10 protein-coding genes and 2 pseudogenes are annotated in these 19888 nt (G+C 70.1%); 9 read left to right on the forward strand and 3 right to left on the reverse strand.

Annotated features, from left to right (window positions below):
- Positions 1–257 precede the first annotated feature (257 nt).
- The gene (locus ACPT94_RS18490; protein WP_425246310.1) at positions 258–1082 is read left to right on the forward strand and encodes an IS5 family transposase; all 825 of its coding nucleotides are present in this window, start codon (positions 258–260) and stop codon (positions 1080–1082) included.
- Positions 1083–1357: 275 nt separating this feature from the next.
- Complete coding sequence (locus ACPT94_RS18495) at positions 1358–3010, forward strand: DUF6351 family protein (protein WP_425246311.1); 1653 nt, start codon at positions 1358–1360, stop codon at positions 3008–3010.
- 164 nt (positions 3011–3174) lie between these two features.
- On the opposite strand, the gene ACPT94_RS18500 is transcribed toward ACPT94_RS18495, so the two are convergent.
- The gene (locus ACPT94_RS18500; protein WP_425246312.1) at positions 3175–5979 is read right to left on the reverse strand and encodes a family 78 glycoside hydrolase catalytic domain; all 2805 of its coding nucleotides are present in this window, start codon (positions 5977–5979) and stop codon (positions 3175–3177) included.
- A 130-nt stretch (positions 5980–6109) separates the two neighbouring features.
- Positions 6110–7150 carry a LacI family DNA-binding transcriptional regulator gene (locus ACPT94_RS18505; protein ID WP_425246313.1) on the reverse strand — a complete coding sequence of 347 codons (1041 nt, stop codon included), beginning with the start codon at positions 7148–7150 and terminating at the stop codon, positions 6110–6112.
- A gap of 373 nt (positions 7151–7523) precedes the next feature.
- On the opposite strand from ACPT94_RS18505, the gene ACPT94_RS18510 reads away from it, so the two are divergent.
- From ACPT94_RS18510 to ACPT94_RS18540, 7 genes and pseudogenes are all read left to right on the forward strand, one after another.
- The gene (locus tag ACPT94_RS18510) at positions 7524–8849 is read left to right on the forward strand and encodes an ABC transporter substrate-binding protein (RefSeq protein ID WP_360332919.1); all 1326 of its coding nucleotides are present in this window, start codon (positions 7524–7526) and stop codon (positions 8847–8849) included.
- 67 nt (positions 8850–8916) lie between these two features.
- Positions 8917–9849 (forward strand): carbohydrate ABC transporter permease, encoded by a 933-nt coding sequence (locus tag ACPT94_RS18515; RefSeq protein ID WP_425246314.1) that lies wholly within the window; start codon positions 8917–8919, stop codon positions 9847–9849.
- Complete coding sequence (locus tag ACPT94_RS18520; RefSeq protein WP_360332925.1) at positions 9846–10673, forward strand: carbohydrate ABC transporter permease; 828 nt, start codon at positions 9846–9848, stop codon at positions 10671–10673. The genes ACPT94_RS18515 and ACPT94_RS18520 overlap by 4 nt, the downstream gene beginning before the upstream one ends.
- Positions 10674–10829: 156 nt before the next feature.
- Positions 10830–12260, forward strand: a complete 1431-nt coding sequence (locus ACPT94_RS18525) for an RICIN domain-containing protein (protein ID WP_425246316.1) — start codon at positions 10830–10832, stop codon at positions 12258–12260.
- A 231-nt stretch (positions 12261–12491) separates the two neighbouring features.
- Positions 12492–14729: pseudogene (locus tag ACPT94_RS18530) on the forward strand (alpha-L-rhamnosidase-related protein); the annotation flags it as partial.
- A gap of 51 nt (positions 14730–14780) precedes the next feature.
- A pseudogene (locus ACPT94_RS18535) lies at positions 14781–14903 on the forward strand (IS5 family transposase); the annotation flags it as partial.
- 275 nt (positions 14904–15178) lie between these two features.
- The gene (locus tag ACPT94_RS18540; RefSeq protein WP_425246311.1) at positions 15179–16831 is read left to right on the forward strand and encodes a DUF6351 family protein; all 1653 of its coding nucleotides are present in this window, start codon (positions 15179–15181) and stop codon (positions 16829–16831) included.
- Between the two features lie 164 nt (positions 16832–16995).
- On the opposite strand, the gene ACPT94_RS18545 is transcribed toward ACPT94_RS18540, so the two are convergent.
- Positions 16996–19800, reverse strand: coding sequence for a family 78 glycoside hydrolase catalytic domain (locus ACPT94_RS18545; protein WP_425246312.1), 2805 nt, complete (start codon positions 19798–19800; stop codon positions 16996–16998).
- Positions 19801–19888: the final 88 nt, after the last annotated feature.

Genomic DNA, 19888 nt, shown 5'->3' on the forward strand with positions numbered 1-19888 from the left:
AGTGAGCGTTTGGTTCGCTTGTCGGATAGTTCATGGCGAATTTCAGGGGCCAGGCCGAGCGCCCAACCAAGCGATCCGTCGGGAAAGTCGCTTCTGCGGCAATCAGCAAAGCCGCAATGCGCCGGTTTCCTTACGAGAGCTCCTGTCTGGTTTAGAAAGCTACCGGTTCACGCGGGATTGAAAACGCACGCCCCGATGCACCCGACACCCCCGCACACGCCCTGCTCAGACCAGCTGCCACCGCATACGCAAGCATCATGCAGCCCCCACGGCCCTACCCCAGCGACCTGTCCGACGCCCGGTGGGAACTCATCCGGCCCACCCTCGAAGCCTGGCGTCAGGCCCGCAACGGCATCCGCAAACCCACCCACGACCTGCGCGCCCTGATGAACGCCATCCTCTACGTCGACCGCACCGGCATCCCCTGGCGCTACCTGCCCCACGACTTCCCGCCCCACCAGACCGTCTACGGCTACTTCGCCCACTGGGAAGCCGACGGTATCTTCGACCAGCTCACCGGCCTCTTACGCGGCAAAGTCCGCCAGGCCGAAGGCCGCTCAAGCGAACCCAGCGCCTGCCTGATCGACAGCCAGAGCATCAAAACCTCCGCCACCGTCCACCTGACCAGCCAAGGCGTCGACCCGGCCAAGAAAATCATCGGACGCAAACGGCACATCGTCACCGACACACTCGGCCTCCTCCTGGCCGTCGCCGTCACCGCCGCCAGCGTCCACGACTCCGCCGCCGGCACCCAGCTCCTCACCGACATCGCCGCACGCCACCCCACCATCACCAAAGCCTGGGCCGACAACGGCTACAAGACGAAAGCCGTCGAACACGCAGCCCACCTCGGCATCGACCTCGAAATCGTCCAACGCGACCCCACCGCCCGCGGCTTCCACGTCCAGCCCCGCCGCTGGGTCATCGAACGCACCCTCGGCTGGCTCATGCACCACCGCCGCCTCGCCCGCGACTACGAAACCCACCCCCACCGATCAGCCGCCATGATCCAACTGGCCGCCATCAACCTCATGACCCGCCGCCTCACCCACGAAGCCACCCCCAACTGGCGCGACACCTAAGCCAAATGAAACAGACAACCGAGAACCAAACGCTCACTTAACAGCCCGCGCCTCCTGCCCAGTTGGTCCTCTGCGCCGCAGGCCGCCGTGGCCCGGCGCGTGTGTTGACAGCCCGATTGCGACCATGCCAGCATCGTCACCGGTTAAACCGGTGACGATGAGTTCACGCGGTGGCCGGCCCTTTTCACTCCGGCATCCAACGCAACACGTGCCGACACGACACGGCACACATCTGCTTCTCGAACGGCACACACCTACTTCTTTGGGGAAACACCATGAGACGACTTCTGGCTGTCCTCGCGACCGGCTTACCGCTGATGACGGCGGCGGTGTACCTGCCGACCGCGTCCGCGCAGCCGCAGCCCGACCCCGCCACCGCCACCGCATCCGTCTCATCCCCGCTCACCTGCTCCCCGCGGTCCGTGAAGGCCCCGGCCGGCACGACGGTGGAGAACGTGACGGCGGTACGGCACGCGGCGGGCACCGTGGACGTGCCCGAGGTCTGGCCGCTGCCCGCGGACCACGTCGACGACGTACCGGCGTTCTGCGACATGACGGTCACGCTGACCCACCCGGGAGCGGGCGACCACGCCAAGGTGCGGGTGTGGCTGCCCCTGCGGGGCTGGAACGGCCGCCTGCAGACGATCGGCGGCAGCGCCTACGCCGCCGGCGACTACGGCAAGGGTCTGGCCAACGCGGTCAAGAACGGCTACGCCGCCGCGACCACCGACGCCGGCGTCAGCACCTACGTCGACACCAGCTGGGCCCTGAACAGCGACGGCCAGGTCAACGCGGAGCTGCTGGAGAACTTCGCCGACCGCTCCGAGCACGAGGCGGCGGTGATCGCCAAGGAGGTCATCGGCCGCTTCTACGGCAGGCCCGCCTCCTACGCGTACTTCAACGGCTGCTCCACCGGCGGACGCCAGGGCTACATGGAGGCCCAGCGCCACCCCGACGACTACGACGGCATCCTGGCCAACGCGCCCGCCGTCCAGTGGGACGAGTTCGAGGTCGCCACCCTGTGGCCGCAGGTGGTCATGAACCAGGAGAAGACCTACCCGACCCCGTGCGAGCTGGACGCCTTCACGAACGCCGCCGTCAAGGCCTGCGACCCGCTGGACGGCGCCGAGGACGGCCTGGTCGACGCGCCCGAGCGGTGCGGCTTCGACCCGCGCAGCCTGATCGGCGCCAAGGTGCCGTGCGAGGGCCGGGAGTTGACCGTCACGGCGGCCGACGCGGCCGTGGTGCGCAAGATCTGGGACGGCCCGCGCACCACGTCGGGCAAGAAGCTGTGGTCCGGCGTCCCGGTCGGCGCCGCCCTGTCGGGGCTGGCGGGAACCACCCCGCCCGACGCCGACGGCAACGTCAAGGGCGCGCCGTTCCCCGTGCCCGCCGCCTGGATCGCCACGTGGCTCCAGAAGCAGCCGTCCTTCGACGTCTCCACCATCACCTACAGCCGGTTCACGCAGCTGTTCAAGCAGTCCGAGGCCGAGTACGACCGTGTCATCGGCACCGACGACCCCGACCTGTCCGCCTTCCGTGACGCCGGCGGCAAGCTCCTGACCTGGCACGGCCAGGCCGACGAGTACATTCCCACCCAGGGCAGCGTGGAGTACCGCAGGCAGGTCGAGCGGAAGATGGGCGGCGTCAAGAAGGTCGACGACTTCTACCGCCTCTTCCTCGCCCCGGGCACGCCGCACTGCGGCCTCAACAACGGCAGCGGCGCCACCGTCGACGACCTCGGCGCCCTCAGGACCTGGGTCGAACACGGCAAGGCTCCCCAGACCCTGCCCGCCACCCTCCGCAACGCCTCCGGCGACCAGATCACCCGCAACCTGTGCAGCTACCCGCAGGTGTCCCGCTACGACGGCCACGGCGACCCGGCTGCCGCCTCCAGCTTCCGCTGCGTGTCCCCGACCCACCACTGACGGAACCCCCGGGAGCCTCCGCCCCGTCCCGGCCTGCGCCCCTCCGGCGCGGGCCGGGACGTTTTCTGTGCAGTGGCGGTTGGGCCGCGTTCAGCCTCCCACCGGCACTGCCTCCCCGCAGACCGTCCTCCCGGTGCGACACGGTGCGCGGTGTCTCGTGGACGTCAGCCCGCCGTGTCGCCCAGCAGGACTTCGAGTTCGGCGGCGGCGTCGGCTCCGCCGTCCTCGAAGAGGACCTTGTTCAGCAGCCCGGGCAGACTCGGGGCCGGCAGGTCCAGGAACGGCCCCAGCCGCCGCGCCAGTTGGGCGGCGTCCCCGCCCAGCCCGTGCCGGGTCAGGACGGCGACCGTGCGTCCCCACAGCCCGGGCTCGTCCATCAGGTCGCGCACGGTGACCGTCTCCGACGGTGTCCCGGCGAGGCAGGGGTCCTCGGTGGTCCAGGTGTGCGTGCCGTGGGCCACGGTCACCGGGGGCAGTCCGGAACCGGGCAGGTGGACGGCGGCTCGTGTTGCCACAGGCACGACCACCTTCAGGTGGAAGCGGCCCTCCTCGCGCCGCCAGCTCACCGAGGCCTCGCCGTACGGAGTCAGGTGCACGGCCGTGGCGTGGGTGAGCGACCGGTCCGGCACCGGGCGCACGGTGATCTCACGGTAGCCGGGGGACGCAGGGGCCAGTCCCGCCACCGTGCGGTGCATCCAGTCGGCGACGGCTCCGAGCGCGTAGTGGTTGAAGGAGGTCATCTGGCCGGGGTTGACCGTGCCGTCGGGCAGCATGCTGTCCCAGCGTTCCCAGACGGTGGTGGCGCCCATCGTCACGGGATACAGCCAGGAAGGGCAGCCTCTCTCCAGAAGCAGCCGGTGGGCGAGATCCGGGCGGCCGGCGGAGGTGAGGGCGTCGGTCATCAGCGGGGTCCCGACGAAGCCCGTCGCGATGCGGAAGCCGCTCGTGCGGACCAGGTCGGCGAGCCTGAGTCCGGCGGCCTCGCGCTGCCGCGGGCCGGGCAGCAGCTCCCACTGCAGGGCCATGGCGTACGCGGTCGGCGAGTCGCCCAGGATCCGGCCCGCCGGGGTGACGTACGCGCGGGCGAACGCCTCCCGAGTCCGGGCGGCGAGCGCACGGTACTCTGCGGCCTCCTCGGAGCGGCCCAGTACCTCCGCGGTGCGGGCGACGACGTCGGCGCAGCGGGCCAGGCACGCGGTGGCGACGACGTCCGCGGGCGTGCGGGCGGCGAACGGGTCGTCCGGCGGCGCGGCCGGGTCCAGCCAGTCGCCGAACTGGAAGCCGCCCCTCCACAAGCCGTCGGTGGTCAGCGAGGCGATCTTGTCGACCCAGGCGCGGGCGCTCGCGAACTGGCGCTCGAGGACGCCGAGGTCGCCGTAGCGCTCGTACAGCACCCAGGGCACCACCGGCGCCGCGTCACCCCAGGCCGCCGCGGTCGGCGTCTCGGTGTCCAGGACGTCGGGGATCACCCAGGGCACCGCGCCGTCGGCGTGCTGGTCGGCGGCGAGGTCGGCGAGCCAGGATGACAGGAAGCCGGCCGTGTCGAAGAGGAAGGAGGCGGTGGGGGAGAAGACCTGGATGTCGCCGGTCCAGCCGAGCCGCTCGTCGCGCTGCGGGCAGTCCGTGGGTACGTCCAGGAAGTTGCCCCGTGTGCCCCGGACGACGTTCTCGTGGAACTGCTCCAGATCCGGGTCCGAGCAGGAGAACCAGCCCGTGCGGCGCAGGTCGCTGCCCACCACCACGGCGTGCAGGTCCTCGGCCGCCAAGTCGGTTACGCCGGTGACCTCCGCGTACCGGAAACCGTGGAAGGTGAGCGAGGGCTCGAGAACGGCCTCGGCCGCGTCCGCCAAGAGGTAGGTGTCGGTGGCGTCGGCCGTGCGCAGCGGCCTGGTGCACAGTTCCTCGTGCTCCAGGACCTCGGCGTGCCGGACGGTGACCTCCGCGCCGGCCGTGGTGTCGCGCAGGCGCAGGCGGACCCAGCCGACGACGTTCTGCCCGAAGTCGACGAGCGTACGGCCGGACGGCGACTGCCAGACCTTCTGGGCCGGCAGCTCCTCGGTGACGCGTACCGGCGGGCCCTCGGGGGCGACGAGCCGCGCCAGGTCCGCTTCCTCGTCGGGGAGCACGTCCACCGGGCCGTCGGCCGCGCCGGGCGTGAACCGCAGGTCGGTGCGCTGACCCTGGTAGAGGTCGTCCGCGAGGATCCCGGTGTCACGGGCTCGCCACTGCTCGTCGGTGCCGAAGACCTCCACTGATCCGTCGGCGTAGCGCACCTCGAGCTGGGCGAGCAGGGCCAGCCGGTCGCCGTACAGTGCGCGGGCGCCCCACCAGCCGAGGTGGCCTCGGTACCAGCCGTTGCCGAGCACGACCGAAAGGGTGTTCCCGCCCGTCCTCAGCAGCGCGGTGACGTCGTGGGTCTGGTAGCGGAGTCGATGGCGGTAGCTGGTCCAGCCGGGGGCGAGGACCTCGTCGCCGACCCGGACACCGTTCAGGGAGGCGGTGCAGACGCCGTGCGCGGTGGCGTAGAGGCGGGCCGAGACGGCGTCCGCACGCAGCGCGAACGTCCGAACGAGTTCGGGGGCGGGCGCGTCCAGGGCGCCGTGGTCGCGGGGGCTGATGAACCGGGCGGTCCAGTCGTCGTGGCGCAGCAGCCCCGTCTCGGCGGCGGCGGGCGCACTCCAGTCGCTCCACCGCCCTCCGGAGGCCACCCGGATCCGGACGGTCACCCGCCGACGTGAGGGGAGCGGCTCGAAGGGCCAGGGCACCAGCACCTGCTCGGACGACTCGACGCGTACGACGGTGGCGCCGTCCAGTTCCACCTCGTACGCCGTCTGCCGCCAGGCGGGGTCGTCGGTGCGGACCTGCCAGGACAGCCGGGGCTCGGGGGTGCCGATGCCGAGCGCGTCCTCCCGGTGCTCGAAGCGGACCGACACCACGGCGGCGTCGGGTTCCGGACGTTCCAGGCTCATACCCGCTCCTCGCTCCAGAGAAAGTGTGTAACGTTCTACATTTGAAACGACTCAACCCTGTGCTCAGGATGTCCTTCACGTCAAGAGGGCAGCGCGGGAAATCCGAGGCGCACGAGCGGGGGAGGGCCGCTCAGACGCGTCGCGGCGCGGTGCTGCCGCGTGTCACCAGATGCGGTGTCGACGCCATGACGACAGCGCGGTCACGACGGTTCTCGATCCGCTCCAGCAGCAGCCGGGCCGCGGTCTCGCCCATCATGGCGCCCGCCTGGTCGACGCTTGTCAGGCTCACCGGCGCGAGGGCGGCGACGGAGGTGTTGTTGTATCCGGCGAGGGAGAGGTCCGCGGGGATGCGCAGGCCGAGTTCGGCGGCGGCGCGGAAGACCCCGGTCGCGGCGACGTCGGCGCCGGCGAAGATCGCGGTGGGCGGGCGACGGGAGGTGAGCAGTTCCATGGCGCCGCGGTAGCCGCCCTCGTCGGAGTAGCCGGAGTTCACCACCCGGGCCAGGTCCGCCAGGCCGTGCCGGGCCATCGCCGCGCGGTAGGCGGCCCGGACGTGGTGCTCGGGCCGCTGCTCCCACTGGCTGCCGCGCACCGTCGGATGCGAGATGTGGGCGATGTCCCGGTGCCCGAGGCCGACCAGGTGGTCCACGACCAGGTCGACTCCGACCCCGTCCTGGTTGACGACGCAGTCGTACGCCGGCGAGGGGTCGTGGTGGCCGATCACCACCGTCGGCACCTCGGCCCCGATCCGTACCACCTCGCTGCGGGGAACGGCCGGGGCGATCAGGATCAGACCGTCCATCCGCCGGTCCACCATGGCGTGGATCAGCTTGGTCTGGTCCGCCATCTCGGAGGAGCCGCTGGAGCCGATGAACAGCGCGTACTCGGTGTCCCGCAACCGTGCGTCCACCCCCTCCAGGAGGTCGGCGTAGAAGGCGTTGCGGATGCTCGCGAGCAGGACGCCGATCGTGTAGGTGCGGCCCCTCATGCCCCGGGCCGCGGCGTGCGGACGGTAGCCCAGTTCGGCCATGGCCGTCTGTACCCGCTCACGCATCGCGGGGCTCACCCCGTAGGCGTTGCGCAGCACCTTCGACACCGCGGAGGTGGACACGCCGGCGCTGCGCGCGACGTCCGTGATGGTGACCCTCTTCGAGCCGCCTGCCGGTTCCATGGGGGTCCCCACCTCCGTTTGTCATGCGCCGCTCTGCCCCGCTCGGCGTTTCCGGAACGTTACTCGCAGATGGCTTGACGGCTCCGGCCGTTTCGCTTCAACCTTTGGGGCATCCCTTCGTGGAACGTTACACGAAAGCGGATCGCATCACCGGGTCTCTCGGCGCGGCCGTGCCACGGCCGGGCCGCCCAGAATCCCAGAGGCGGTCGCTCCTGACCAGAGGGTCCAGAGGTGATGAGTCAATCGTTACGCCCTTCCCTCGTCGGCCTCGTGCTGCGTTCGGCTCAGCGCTCCGAAGCCTGCCGAAGACATTGCCCACAGGTCTCACCACAGCGTATTGAATCGATTCACCTCCGCTCGTGAAGGAACGTCCATGAGGTCAACCACTCTCGCGAAGAGGAAGGCGGCCGTCGCCGCGGCCGCTGTTCTGCCGCTTCTGCTCAGCGCGTGCAGCGCCGGCTCCCTCGGCTCGTCCAGCGGGGACGGCAGCGCCACAACGATCAAGTTGCTCGTCGACAACGCGCCGGACAACCTCCAGGCCGCCAAGCAGCTGGTGAAAGACTTCGAGGCCGAGAACCCGAAGATCAGGGTCGGCGTGGAGACGCGGCCCGGCGGGGCCGACGGCGACAACCTCATCAAGACGCGGCTGCAGACGGGCAGCATGGCCGACCTCTTCACCTACAACACCGGCTCGCTGTTCCAGCAGATCGACCCGACGAAGAACCTCACGCCGCTCACCCAGGACCCGTACGTCAAGAACCTCAGCAAGTCGTTCCTGCCGCAGGTCACCGTCGGCGGCCAGACGTACGGCGTGCCCTTCGGCTCGGCTCTCGGCGGCGGCGTGCTCTACAACAAGAAGGTCTACGCCGAGCTCGGCCTGAAGGTGCCCACGACCTGGGCGCAGTTCATCGACAACAGCAAGAAGATCAAGGCCGCCGGCATCGCCCCGGTCATCCAGACCTACCAGGACACCTGGACCTCCCAGCTCCTCGTCCTGGGCGACTTCCACAACGTGGCCGCCGCGGAACCGGGATTCGCGGAGAACTACACCGCCAACAAGGCGAAGTTCGCCACCGACGGGAACGCGGTCAAGGGCTTCGAGCACCTGGAGCAGATCCACGACCTGAAGTTGCAGAACTCCGATTACGCGTCGGCCACCCTGGTCAAGGGCCTGCAGATGCTGGCCACCGGCAAGGGCGCCCAGTACCCGATGCTCTCCACCGTCATCGGCGCGATCAGGACGAGCAACCCGGACCAGCTGGGCGACATCGGCTTCTTCGCCCTGCCCGGTGACGACGCCTCCACCAACGGCCTGACGGCGTGGTTCCCCAACGCGTTCTACGTCCCGAAGAGCACCACCGGGGACAAGCTCACGGCGGTCAGGAAGTTCCTCGCGTTCGCGGCGAGCCCGGCCGGCTGCGTGTCGCAGGGCAAGGCGTCGACGCCGACCGGCCCGTACCTGGTCGAGGGCTGCACCCTGCCGTCGGACGCTCCGACGATCACCAAGGACGTCGCTGCGTACTTCACGAAGAACGCGCAGAGCCCGGCCCTGGAGTTCCTCTCGCCGGTCAAGGGGCCGAACCTCGAGCAGATCTGTGTCCAGGTCGGATCCGGCATCACGGGAGCGAAGTCCGGTGCGGCGCAGTACGACCGGGACATCAGGAAGCAGGCTCAGCAGCTCGGGCTGTCGGGCTGGTAGGACACGGAACGCAGTGCCTCCCCGGCTCCGGCAGGGGCGCGGGGAGGCTCCCGAGAGAGGTCGACCCATGACCACACTTGCACCGGCCACGCCGCCGACGGCCACGCCGGCGAAGGAAGCGAGCGGAACGCGTCGGGCCGCCAGGACGCGCAGCGCCTATCCCGCCTGGTTCTATCTGCCGGCGGCGGTGATCTACGGAACGCTGTTCCTCGTCCCGACCTTCGCGTCGTTCTACTTCAGCCTGACCAGGTGGACCATCTTCAAGTCGACCTTCATCGGGCTGGACAACTTCACCGAGTTCTTCCAGGAACCCGCCCTCGTCAAGGGCTTCGTCAACACCTTCCTCTACGCGGTCGTCACCTCGGGGCTCAAGGTGGTCCTCGGACTCCTCCTGGGGATCCTGCTGACCAGCCAGATCCGGGCCCGCGGCTATCTGCGTTCGGTGGTGTTCTTCCCGGTGCTGGTCAGCACCGTGGGCGTCGGCATCACCTTCACCGCCTTCATGGACCCCTCCTACGGCGTGATCAACAAGGCCCTCGCCGCCGTCGGTGTCGACGGTCCGGGATGGCTGACGGACCCGTCGCTCGCGCTGTTCTCGGTGGCCCTCGTCGATGTCTGGAAGGGCGTCGGCCTGGCCACCGTCATCTACATCGCCGGCATCGTCTCCATCCCGAACGACTACTACGAGGCGGCGAAGATCGACGGGGCGGGCCCCTGGCAGCTGTTCCGCAATGTCATCCTTCCGCTGAGCTGGCCGGCAACGTCGACCGTCATCGTCCTGTCGCTCATCGGCGGCCTGCGGTCCTTCGACCTCATCTGGGCCATGACGCGCGGCGGGCCGGGCTTCAGCTCCGACGTGGTCGCGTCCGTGATCTACAAGCAGTACCAGGCCGGCTTCTACGGTCTGTCCACCGCCGGAAACGTCGTCCTGTTCCTGGTCGTGACGGCGATCGTCGTCCCGCTGGCCCGCTTCCTCGCCCGCAAGGAGGTCGAGCGATGAGGAGCTCCACCCGTACCTGGCTCGGCGCTCTGTCGATCGCCGTCAGCCTTGTCGTCTTCGTCGTCCCGTTCGCGTTCATCGTGCTGACGGCCGTGAAGGACCCGCAGCAGGCCGCGCGGCTCGACTTCTCCTGGCCACGTCACTTCCAGCTCGTCGACAACTTCGTCCAGGTGGTTCAGGCCCGGGACTACATTCTGGTCATCGCCTTCATCAACAGCGTGATCCTGACCGTCGCCAGTGTCGCCGGGCTCGTCGTCCTCGGCGCGATGGTCGCCTTCGTGCTGCAACGGCGAGTCACCCGCTGGACGGGACTGATCAACTTCCTGGTCCTGTCCGGGCTGATCATCCCGCCGGCGGTGGTGCCGACGATCTGGGTCCTGCAGAAGGCCGGCCTGTTCGGCACCCTCCCCGGACTGATCCTCGTGGAGATCGCGTTCGGCCTGTCCTTCTCCATCCTGCTGTTCCGCGCCTTCATCGCCACCATCCCGCGCGAGCTCGACGAAGCCGCCGTCATCGACGGGGCGTCACCGCTGCGGCTGTTCTTCCAGGTCGTCTTCCCGATGCTGCGGTCCGTGATCGTGACGGTGATCGTGGTGCAGTCGGTGGCCGTCTTCAACGACTTCACCAACCCGCTCTACTTCCTGCCCGGCGAACAGAACGCCACGGTCCAGCTGACGCTGTTCAACTTCCAGAGCCAGTACAGCACCAGCTACAACCTGCTCTTCATGGACATCCTGCTCATCACCGTCCCGCCGCTGATCATGTTCCTGTTCTTCAACCGGCAGATCGTGGCGGGCATGACGGCCGGAGCGGTCAAGGGCTGACAGAACCGCCGGGGCCCCGCGCGCACAGCAGGCCTTCGCGCCCGCCGGGGCCCGCGTGCAGGTCTTCGCGCCCGCCGGGGCACTGCCGATCGCTCGACGCCGCGCGGGGGACGACTCGTGCCCCGCCCCATCCACAGCGACACGAAGGAGTCTCGCATGGACGTCCACACCACCCCGGGGCCGCGTCCCGGCACACGCGCAGGACACGGCCGCCCCGCACTCGCGGCGGTCCTGGTCGCCTTCCTGACCCTTCTCGGCCTGGTCACCGCCTCTCCCGCCCAGGCTCTCAGCGGTGACCTGCGCATGCACGACCCGAGCGTCATCAAGGTGGGCAGCTGCTACTACGGCTTCTCCACCGGGTTCGAGCACGACTCCCTCAACCCCAGCGGATCCATCACCCTCCGCAAGACGTGCGGCGGCACCGCGGCATCCGGCTGGACGAAGGTGGGCAACGTCTGGGAGTCGACCCCGTCCTGGATCACCAGCAAGCTCGGCTCGACCCCGCCGAACATCTGGGCCCCCGACATCAAGTACTTCAACGGCACCTACCACCTGTACTACGCCGGTTCGCTGTGGGGCACGCGGTACGCGGTGATGGGTCTGGCCACCGCCACGAACATCGAGGGCCCCTGGACCGACCAGGGCATGGTCACGGACGTCAACTACCCGATCGACCCCAACGTCGACTGGGGCCCCGACGGCCGGCTCTACATCTCCTGGGGCTCCTGGACCGGCTCCGGCACCTACATGCACGTTCTGGACCAGTCCACCGGCAAGCTGTCCACCACCGACAACAACCTCTGGCACATCGCCGTCGGCATCGAGAACCCGACGATCATCCTCAACGGCGGCTACTACTACCTCTTCGGCTCCAAGGGCACCTGCTGCAGCGGGGTCAACAGCACCTACTACACCGTGGTCGGCCGGTCCACCGGCATCACCGGACCCTACCTCGACCAGAACGGCACCGACATGGCCTCCGGCGGCGGGACCACCGTCCTCACCGGCGCCTACCCCAAGGTGGCCGCCGGCGGCGCCGACGCCTACGACGACGGCACGTCCAAGTTCCTCGCCTACCACTACTACGACGGCGACAACTCCGGACAGGAGACCCTCGACATCCGGCAGGTGACGTTCGCGGGCGGCTGGCCGGTCATCGCCAGTCCCCTCGGCGCCGCGAACAACCACCTGCTGAACCGGAACAGCGCCAAGTGCGCGGACGTCTGGTCCCTCAGCACGGCGGACGGGGCAGCGGTCAACTCCGGCAACTGCAACTCCGGAGCCAACCAGCGGTGGGTGCCCACCGCCGTCGGCTCCAACTACCGGCTCGTCAACGTCAACAGCGGCAAATGCCTGCAGATCTCCGGCGCCTCCTCCGCCGACGGAGCGGTGGCCGTCCAGTCGACCTGCACCGGCGCCTCCCACCAGCTGTGGACGAGGACCGCGGTGATCGGCGGCTACGTCACCTTCACCAACGTCAACAGCGGCAAGTGCCTCGAAGTCGCCGGAGCGTCGACCGCCAACGGCGCGGCCCTGGACCAGTCGACCTGCACCTCCGGCGCCAACCAGCAGTGGATGGTCGTCTGACGCGCCAAGCCACACCCCCCGACCGGCGGGGCTCCGGGCGGGCCGGAGGAGCACCCGGGCCTGCCCGGCCGGCCGCCGTGACACCCGCGCGATCCCGACGTCCCCATCGCACCACCAGGCCAAGCCATCCCCCCCCAGCCGCCATTTGAAGAGATTCCTTCCGTCGCAGTGCCGGCTCACGCCGGGATCCGCCGCTGCGACAGTCCGTCCCTCAACAACAGGAGAGCCGCCATGCCCGACCTCACGCGTCGGTCCGCCCTGCGCTCGGCCATAGCAGTGGCCCTCGCCCCCACTCTGGGTTCCCTGGCCCTTCCCGGACTCGCACCCGCGGCGTCCGCCGCGGTCACGTGGACCGCGAGGTGGATCTGGGCGCCGACCAGCACCACCAGTCAGTGGGTGGCGTTCCGCAGATCGTTCACTCTGGGCTCCGCGCCGTCCAAGGCGGTGACGCAGATCGCGGCGGACTCCAAGTACTGGCTGTGGGTCAACGGCACGCTCGTCGTCTTCGACGGCCAGCTCAAGCGCGGTCCCAACCGCACGGACACCTACTACGACGAGATCGACCTCGCCCCCTACCTGACCAGCGGCACCAACACGGTGGCGCTGCTGGTCTGGTACTTCGGCAAGCAGGGCTTCTCCCACAACAGCAGCGGCAAGGGCGGCCTGCTGTTCCAGTCCGACATCCAGGCCGGCTCCACCACCACCCGACTCGTCAGCGACGCCGGCTGGAAGCACACCGTCCACCCGGGCTACGCGAACAACACCAGCGGCACGCAGGTCAACTTCCGGCTGCCCGAGTCCAACGTCTACTACGACGCCCGCAACGCCACCGCCATGGCCGGCTGGCAGTCCTCCGGCTTCGACGACAGCTCCTGGAGCGCGCCCACCGACTTCGGCGCCGCCGGTGCCGCCCCCTGGAACGGCCTGGTGCAGCGGCCGATCCCGCAGTTCCGGTACTCCGGCCTGAAGCCCTACGTCAACGCGGCCTCACTCCCGTCCACGGGCCAGGGCGCCACCGCCGTCTCCGCTGTCCTGCCGTCCAACCTCCAGATCACCCCGTACCTGAAGGTGGACGCCCCGGCCGGTGCGGTGATCGGCATCCAGACCGACCACTACGACGACGGCGCCAACCTGACCGGGATCGAGCCCGGTACCGGCTACAACATGCGCGCCACCTACGTCTGCGCCGCCGGGGTCCAGGAGTTCGAGGCGCCGGCCTGGATGAGCGGCACGGCGGTGAAGTACACGATTCCGGCGGGCGTGACGATCCTGGAGCTGAAGTACCGGGAGTCCGGCTACGACACCGACTTCGCCGGGTCGTTCAGCAGCAGCGACGCCTTCTTCGACACGCTGTGGGGCAAGGCCGCTCGCACCATGTACGTCAACATGCGGGACAACTACATGGACTGCCCCACCCGCGAGCGCGCCCAGTGGTGGGGGGACGTGGTCAACCAGCTCAAGGAGGGCTTCTACACCTTCGACGCCCGCTCCCACGCGCTCGGCGCGAAGGCCATCTCCCAGCTGGCGTCCTGGCAGAAGGCCGGCGGTGCGCTCTACTCGCCGGTCCCGACGACCATCTGGACCAGCGAACTGCCCACACAGATGCTCGCCTCGGTGTGGTCGTTCTGGACGTACTACCTCTACACCGGCAACGCCGACGCCGTCACCGCCGCCTACCCGGCGGTGAAGACGTACCTGAACCTGTGGAGCCTGGACGCCGACGGCCTGGTCACCCACCGCGCGGGGGACTGGGACTGGGAGGACTGGGGCTCCAACATCGACGCCCGCGTCCTCGACAACTGCTGGTACCACCTGGCCCTCGACACCGCCGCCAAGCTCGCCGACCTCAGCGGCAACACCGGCGACGTCGCCGGATGGAAGGCCAGGCGCGACAGCATCCAGGCCAACTTCGACCGCGTGCTGTGGAACTCGTCGAGGAACGAGTACCGCTCACCCGGCTACACCCGCGACACCGACGACCGGGCCAATGCCCTCGCCGTCGTGGCCGGTCTGGCCCCCGCCTCCCGCCACCGCGCGGTGACCGAGGTGCTGCGCACCCACCTCAACGCCAGCCCCTACATGGAGTTCTACGTCCTGGAGGCGCTCTACCTCATGGGCGCGGCCACCGTCGCCGAGGAGCGGATGCGCAACCGGTACGCCGCCCAGGTCGCCGACCCCGCCTGCTACACCCTGTGGGAGCTGTGGACCAAGGCCGACGGCACCGACAACCATGCCTGGAACGGCGGCCCGCTCTACGCCCTGTCCGCCTACGCCGCCGGTGTGCGCCCCACCAAGCCCGGCTGGGAGACGTACGACGTCATCCCGCAGACCGGCACGCTCACGAAGATCAGTACGGTGACGCCGACCGTCAGGGGCGACATCCGCCTGGGCGTCGACCGCGACGGTGACAGGGTCACCCTGACCCTCACCTCCCCGAGCGCAACGACCGCGCGGGTGGGTGTCCCGACGTACCGCGGCTCCTCACCGGTCATCAAGGCGGGCGGCACCACCGTCTACTGCCGCCTCGCCCGCGACTACGAAACCCACCCCCACCGATCAGCCGCCATGATCCAACTGGCCGCCATCAACCTCATGACCCGCCGCCTCACCCACGAAGCCACCCCCAACTGGCGCGACACCTAAGCCAAATGAAACAGACAACCGAGAACCAAACGCTCACTTAACAGCCCGCGCCTCCTGCCCAGTTGGTCCTCTGCGCCGCAGGCCGCCGTGGCCCGGCGCGTGTGTTGACAGCCCGATTGCGACCATGCCAGCATCGTCACCGGTTAAACCGGTGACGATGAGTTCACGCGGTGGCCGGCCCTTTTCACTCCGGCATCCAACGCAACACGTGCCGACACGACACGGCACACATCTGCTTCTCGAACGGCACACACCTACTTCTTTGGGGAAACACCATGAGACGACTTCTGGCTGTCCTCGCGACCGGCTTACCGCTGATGACGGCGGCGGTGTACCTGCCGACCGCGTCCGCGCAGCCGCAGCCCGACCCCGCCACCGCCACCGCATCCGTCTCATCCCCGCTCACCTGCTCCCCGCGGTCCGTGAAGGCCCCGGCCGGCACGACGGTGGAGAACGTGACGGCGGTACGGCACGCGGCGGGCACCGTGGACGTGCCCGAGGTCTGGCCGCTGCCCGCGGACCACGTCGACGACGTACCGGCGTTCTGCGACATGACGGTCACGCTGACCCACCCGGGAGCGGGCGACCACGCCAAGGTGCGGGTGTGGCTGCCCCTGCGGGGCTGGAACGGCCGCCTGCAGACGATCGGCGGCAGCGCCTACGCCGCCGGCGACTACGGCAAGGGTCTGGCCAACGCGGTCAAGAACGGCTACGCCGCCGCGACCACCGACGCCGGCGTCAGCACCTACGTCGACACCAGCTGGGCCCTGAACAGCGACGGCCAGGTCAACGCGGAGCTGCTGGAGAACTTCGCCGACCGCTCCGAGCACGAGGCGGCGGTGATCGCCAAGGAGGTCATCGGCCGCTTCTACGGCAGGCCCGCCTCCTACGCGTACTTCAACGGCTGCTCCACCGGCGGACGCCAGGGCTACATGGAGGCCCAGCGCCACCCCGACGACTACGACGGCATCCTGGCCAACGCGCCCGCCGTCCAGTGGGACGAGTTCGAGGTCGCCACCCTGTGGCCGCAGGTGGTCATGAACCAGGAGAAGACCTACCCGACCCCGTGCGAGCTGGACGCCTTCACGAACGCCGCCGTCAAGGCCTGCGACCCGCTGGACGGCGCCGAGGACGGCCTGGTCGACGCGCCCGAGCGGTGCGGCTTCGACCCGCGCAGCCTGATCGGCGCCAAGGTGCCGTGCGAGGGCCGGGAGTTGACCGTCACGGCGGCCGACGCGGCCGTGGTGCGCAAGATCTGGGACGGCCCGCGCACCACGTCGGGCAAGAAGCTGTGGTCCGGCGTCCCGGTCGGCGCCGCCCTGTCGGGGCTGGCGGGAACCACCCCGCCCGACGCCGACGGCAACGTCAAGGGCGCGCCGTTCCCCGTGCCCGCCGCCTGGATCGCCACGTGGCTCCAGAAGCAGCCGTCCTTCGACGTCTCCACCATCACCTACAGCCGGTTCACGCAGCTGTTCAAGCAGTCCGAGGCCGAGTACGACCGTGTCATCGGCACCGACGACCCCGACCTGTCCGCCTTCCGTGACGCCGGCGGCAAGCTCCTGACCTGGCACGGCCAGGCCGACGAGTACATTCCCACCCAGGGCAGCGTGGAGTACCGCAGGCAGGTCGAGCGGAAGATGGGCGGCGTCAAGAAGGTCGACGACTTCTACCGCCTCTTCCTCGCCCCGGGCACGCCGCACTGCGGCCTCAACAACGGCAGCGGCGCCACCGTCGACGACCTCGGCGCCCTCAGGACCTGGGTCGAACACGGCAAGGCTCCCCAGACCCTGCCCGCCACCCTCCGCAACGCCTCCGGCGACCAGATCACCCGCAACCTGTGCAGCTACCCGCAGGTGTCCCGCTACGACGGCCACGGCGACCCGGCTGCCGCCTCCAGCTTCCGCTGCGTGTCCCCGACCCACCACTGACGGAACCCCCGGGAGCCTCCGCCCCGTCCCGGCCTGCGCCCCTCCGGCGCGGGCCGGGACGTTTTCTGTGCAGTGGCGGTTGGGCCGCGTTCAGCCTCCCACCGGCACTGCCTCCCCGCAGACCGTCCTCCCGGTGCGACACGGTGCGCGGTGTCTCGTGGACGTCAGCCCGCCGTGTCGCCCAGCAGGACTTCGAGTTCGGCGGCGGCGTCGGCTCCGCCGTCCTCGAAGAGGACCTTGTTCAGCAGCCCGGGCAGACTCGGGGCCGGCAGGTCCAGGAACGGCCCCAGCCGCCGCGCCAGTTGGGCGGCGTCCCCGCCCAGCCCGTGCCGGGTCAGGACGGCGACCGTGCGTCCCCACAGCCCGGGCTCGTCCATCAGGTCGCGCACGGTGACCGTCTCCGACGGTGTCCCGGCGAGGCAGGGGTCCTCGGTGGTCCAGGTGTGCGTGCCGTGGGCCACGGTCACCGGGGGCAGTCCGGAACCGGGCAGGTGGACGGCGGCTCGTGTTGCCACAGGCACGACCACCTTCAGGTGGAAGCGGCCCTCCTCGCGCCGCCAGCTCACCGAGGCCTCGCCGTACGGAGTCAGGTGCACGGCCGTGGCGTGGGTGAGCGACCGGTCCGGCACCGGGCGCACGGTGATCTCACGGTAGCCGGGGGACGCAGGGGCCAGTCCCGCCACCGTGCGGTGCATCCAGTCGGCGACGGCTCCGAGCGCGTAGTGGTTGAAGGAGGTCATCTGGCCGGGGTTGACCGTGCCGTCGGGCAGCATGCTGTCCCAGCGTTCCCAGACGGTGGTGGCGCCCATCGTCACGGGATACAGCCAGGAAGGGCAGCCTCTCTCCAGAAGCAGCCGGTGGGCGAGATCCGGGCGGCCGGCGGAGGTGAGGGCGTCGGTCATCAGCGGGGTCCCGACGAAGCCCGTCGCGATGCGGAAGCCGCTCGTGCGGACCAGGTCGGCGAGCCTGAGTCCGGCGGCCTCGCGCTGCCGCGGGCCGGGCAGCAGCTCCCACTGCAGGGCCATGGCGTACGCGGTCGGCGAGTCGCCCAGGATCCGGCCCGCCGGGGTGACGTACGCGCGGGCGAACGCCTCCCGAGTCCGGGCGGCGAGCGCACGGTACTCTGCGGCCTCCTCGGAGCGGCCCAGTACCTCCGCGGTGCGGGCGACGACGTCGGCGCAGCGGGCCAGGCACGCGGTGGCGACGACGTCCGCGGGCGTGCGGGCGGCGAACGGGTCGTCCGGCGGCGCGGCCGGGTCCAGCCAGTCGCCGAACTGGAAGCCGCCCCTCCACAAGCCGTCGGTGGTCAGCGAGGCGATCTTGTCGACCCAGGCGCGGGCGCTCGCGAACTGGCGCTCGAGGACGCCGAGGTCGCCGTAGCGCTCGTACAGCACCCAGGGCACCACCGGCGCCGCGTCACCCCAGGCCGCCGCGGTCGGCGTCTCGGTGTCCAGGACGTCGGGGATCACCCAGGGCACCGCGCCGTCGGCGTGCTGGTCGGCGGCGAGGTCGGCGAGCCAGGATGACAGGAAGCCGGCCGTGTCGAAGAGGAAGGAGGCGGTGGGGGAGAAGACCTGGATGTCGCCGGTCCAGCCGAGCCGCTCGTCGCGCTGCGGGCAGTCCGTGGGTACGTCCAGGAAGTTGCCCCGTGTGCCCCGGACGACGTTCTCGTGGAACTGCTCCAGATCCGGGTCCGAGCAGGAGAACCAGCCCGTGCGGCGCAGGTCGCTGCCCACCACCACGGCGTGCAGGTCCTCGGCCGCCAAGTCGGTTACGCCGGTGACCTCCGCGTACCGGAAACCGTGGAAGGTGAGCGAGGGCTCGAGAACGGCCTCGGCCGCGTCCGCCAAGAGGTAGGTGTCGGTGGCGTCGGCCGTGCGCAGCGGCCTGGTGCACAGTTCCTCGTGCTCCAGGACCTCGGCGTGCCGGACGGTGACCTCCGCGCCGGCCGTGGTGTCGCGCAGGCGCAGGCGGACCCAGCCGACGACGTTCTGCCCGAAGTCGACGAGCGTACGGCCGGACGGCGACTGCCAGACCTTCTGGGCCGGCAGCTCCTCGGTGACGCGTACCGGCGGGCCCTCGGGGGCGACGAGCCGCGCCAGGTCCGCTTCCTCGTCGGGGAGCACGTCCACCGGGCCGTCGGCCGCGCCGGGCGTGAACCGCAGGTCGGTGCGCTGACCCTGGTAGAGGTCGTCCGCGAGGATCCCGGTGTCACGGGCTCGCCACTGCTCGTCGGTGCCGAAGACCTCCACTGATCCGTCGGCGTAGCGCACCTCGAGCTGGGCGAGCAGGGCCAGCCGGTCGCCGTACAGTGCGCGGGCGCCCCACCAGCCGAGGTGGCCTCGGTACCAGCCGTTGCCGAGCACGACCGAAAGGGTGTTCCCGCCCGTCCTCAGCAGCGCGGTGACGTCGTGGGTCTGGTAGCGGAGTCGATGGCGGTAGCTGGTCCAGCCGGGGGCGAGGACCTCGTCGCCGACCCGGACACCGTTCAGGGAGGCGGTGCAGACGCCGTGCGCGGTGGCGTAGAGGCGGGCCGAGACGGCGTCCGCACGCAGCGCGAACGTCCGAACGAGTTCGGGGGCGGGCGCGTCCAGGGCGCCGTGGTCGCGGGGGCTGATGAACCGGGCGGTCCAGTCGTCGTGGCGCAGCAGCCCCGTCTCGGCGGCGGCGGGCGCACTCCAGTCGCTCCACCGCCCTCCGGAGGCCACCCGGATCCGGACGGTCACCCGCCGACGTGAGGGGAGCGGCTCGAAGGGCCAGGGCACCAGCACCTGCTCGGACGACTCGACGCGTACGACGGTGGCGCCGTCCAGTTCCACCTCGTACGCCGTCTGCCGCCAGGCGGGGTCGTCGGTGCGGACCTGCCAGGACAGCCGGGGCTCGGGGGTGCCGATGCCGAGCGCGTCCTCCCGGTGCTCGAAGCGGACCGACACCACGGCGGCGTCGGGTTCCGGACGTTCCAGGCTCATACCCGCTCCTCGCTCCAGAGAAAGTGTGTAACGTTCTACATTTGAAACGACTCAACCCTGTGCTCAGGATGTCCTTCACGTCAAGAGG

This window comes from Streptomyces aurantiaciflavus (assembly GCF_049808595.1).
Taxonomy (GTDB): domain Bacteria; phylum Actinomycetota; class Actinomycetes; order Streptomycetales; family Streptomycetaceae; genus Streptomyces.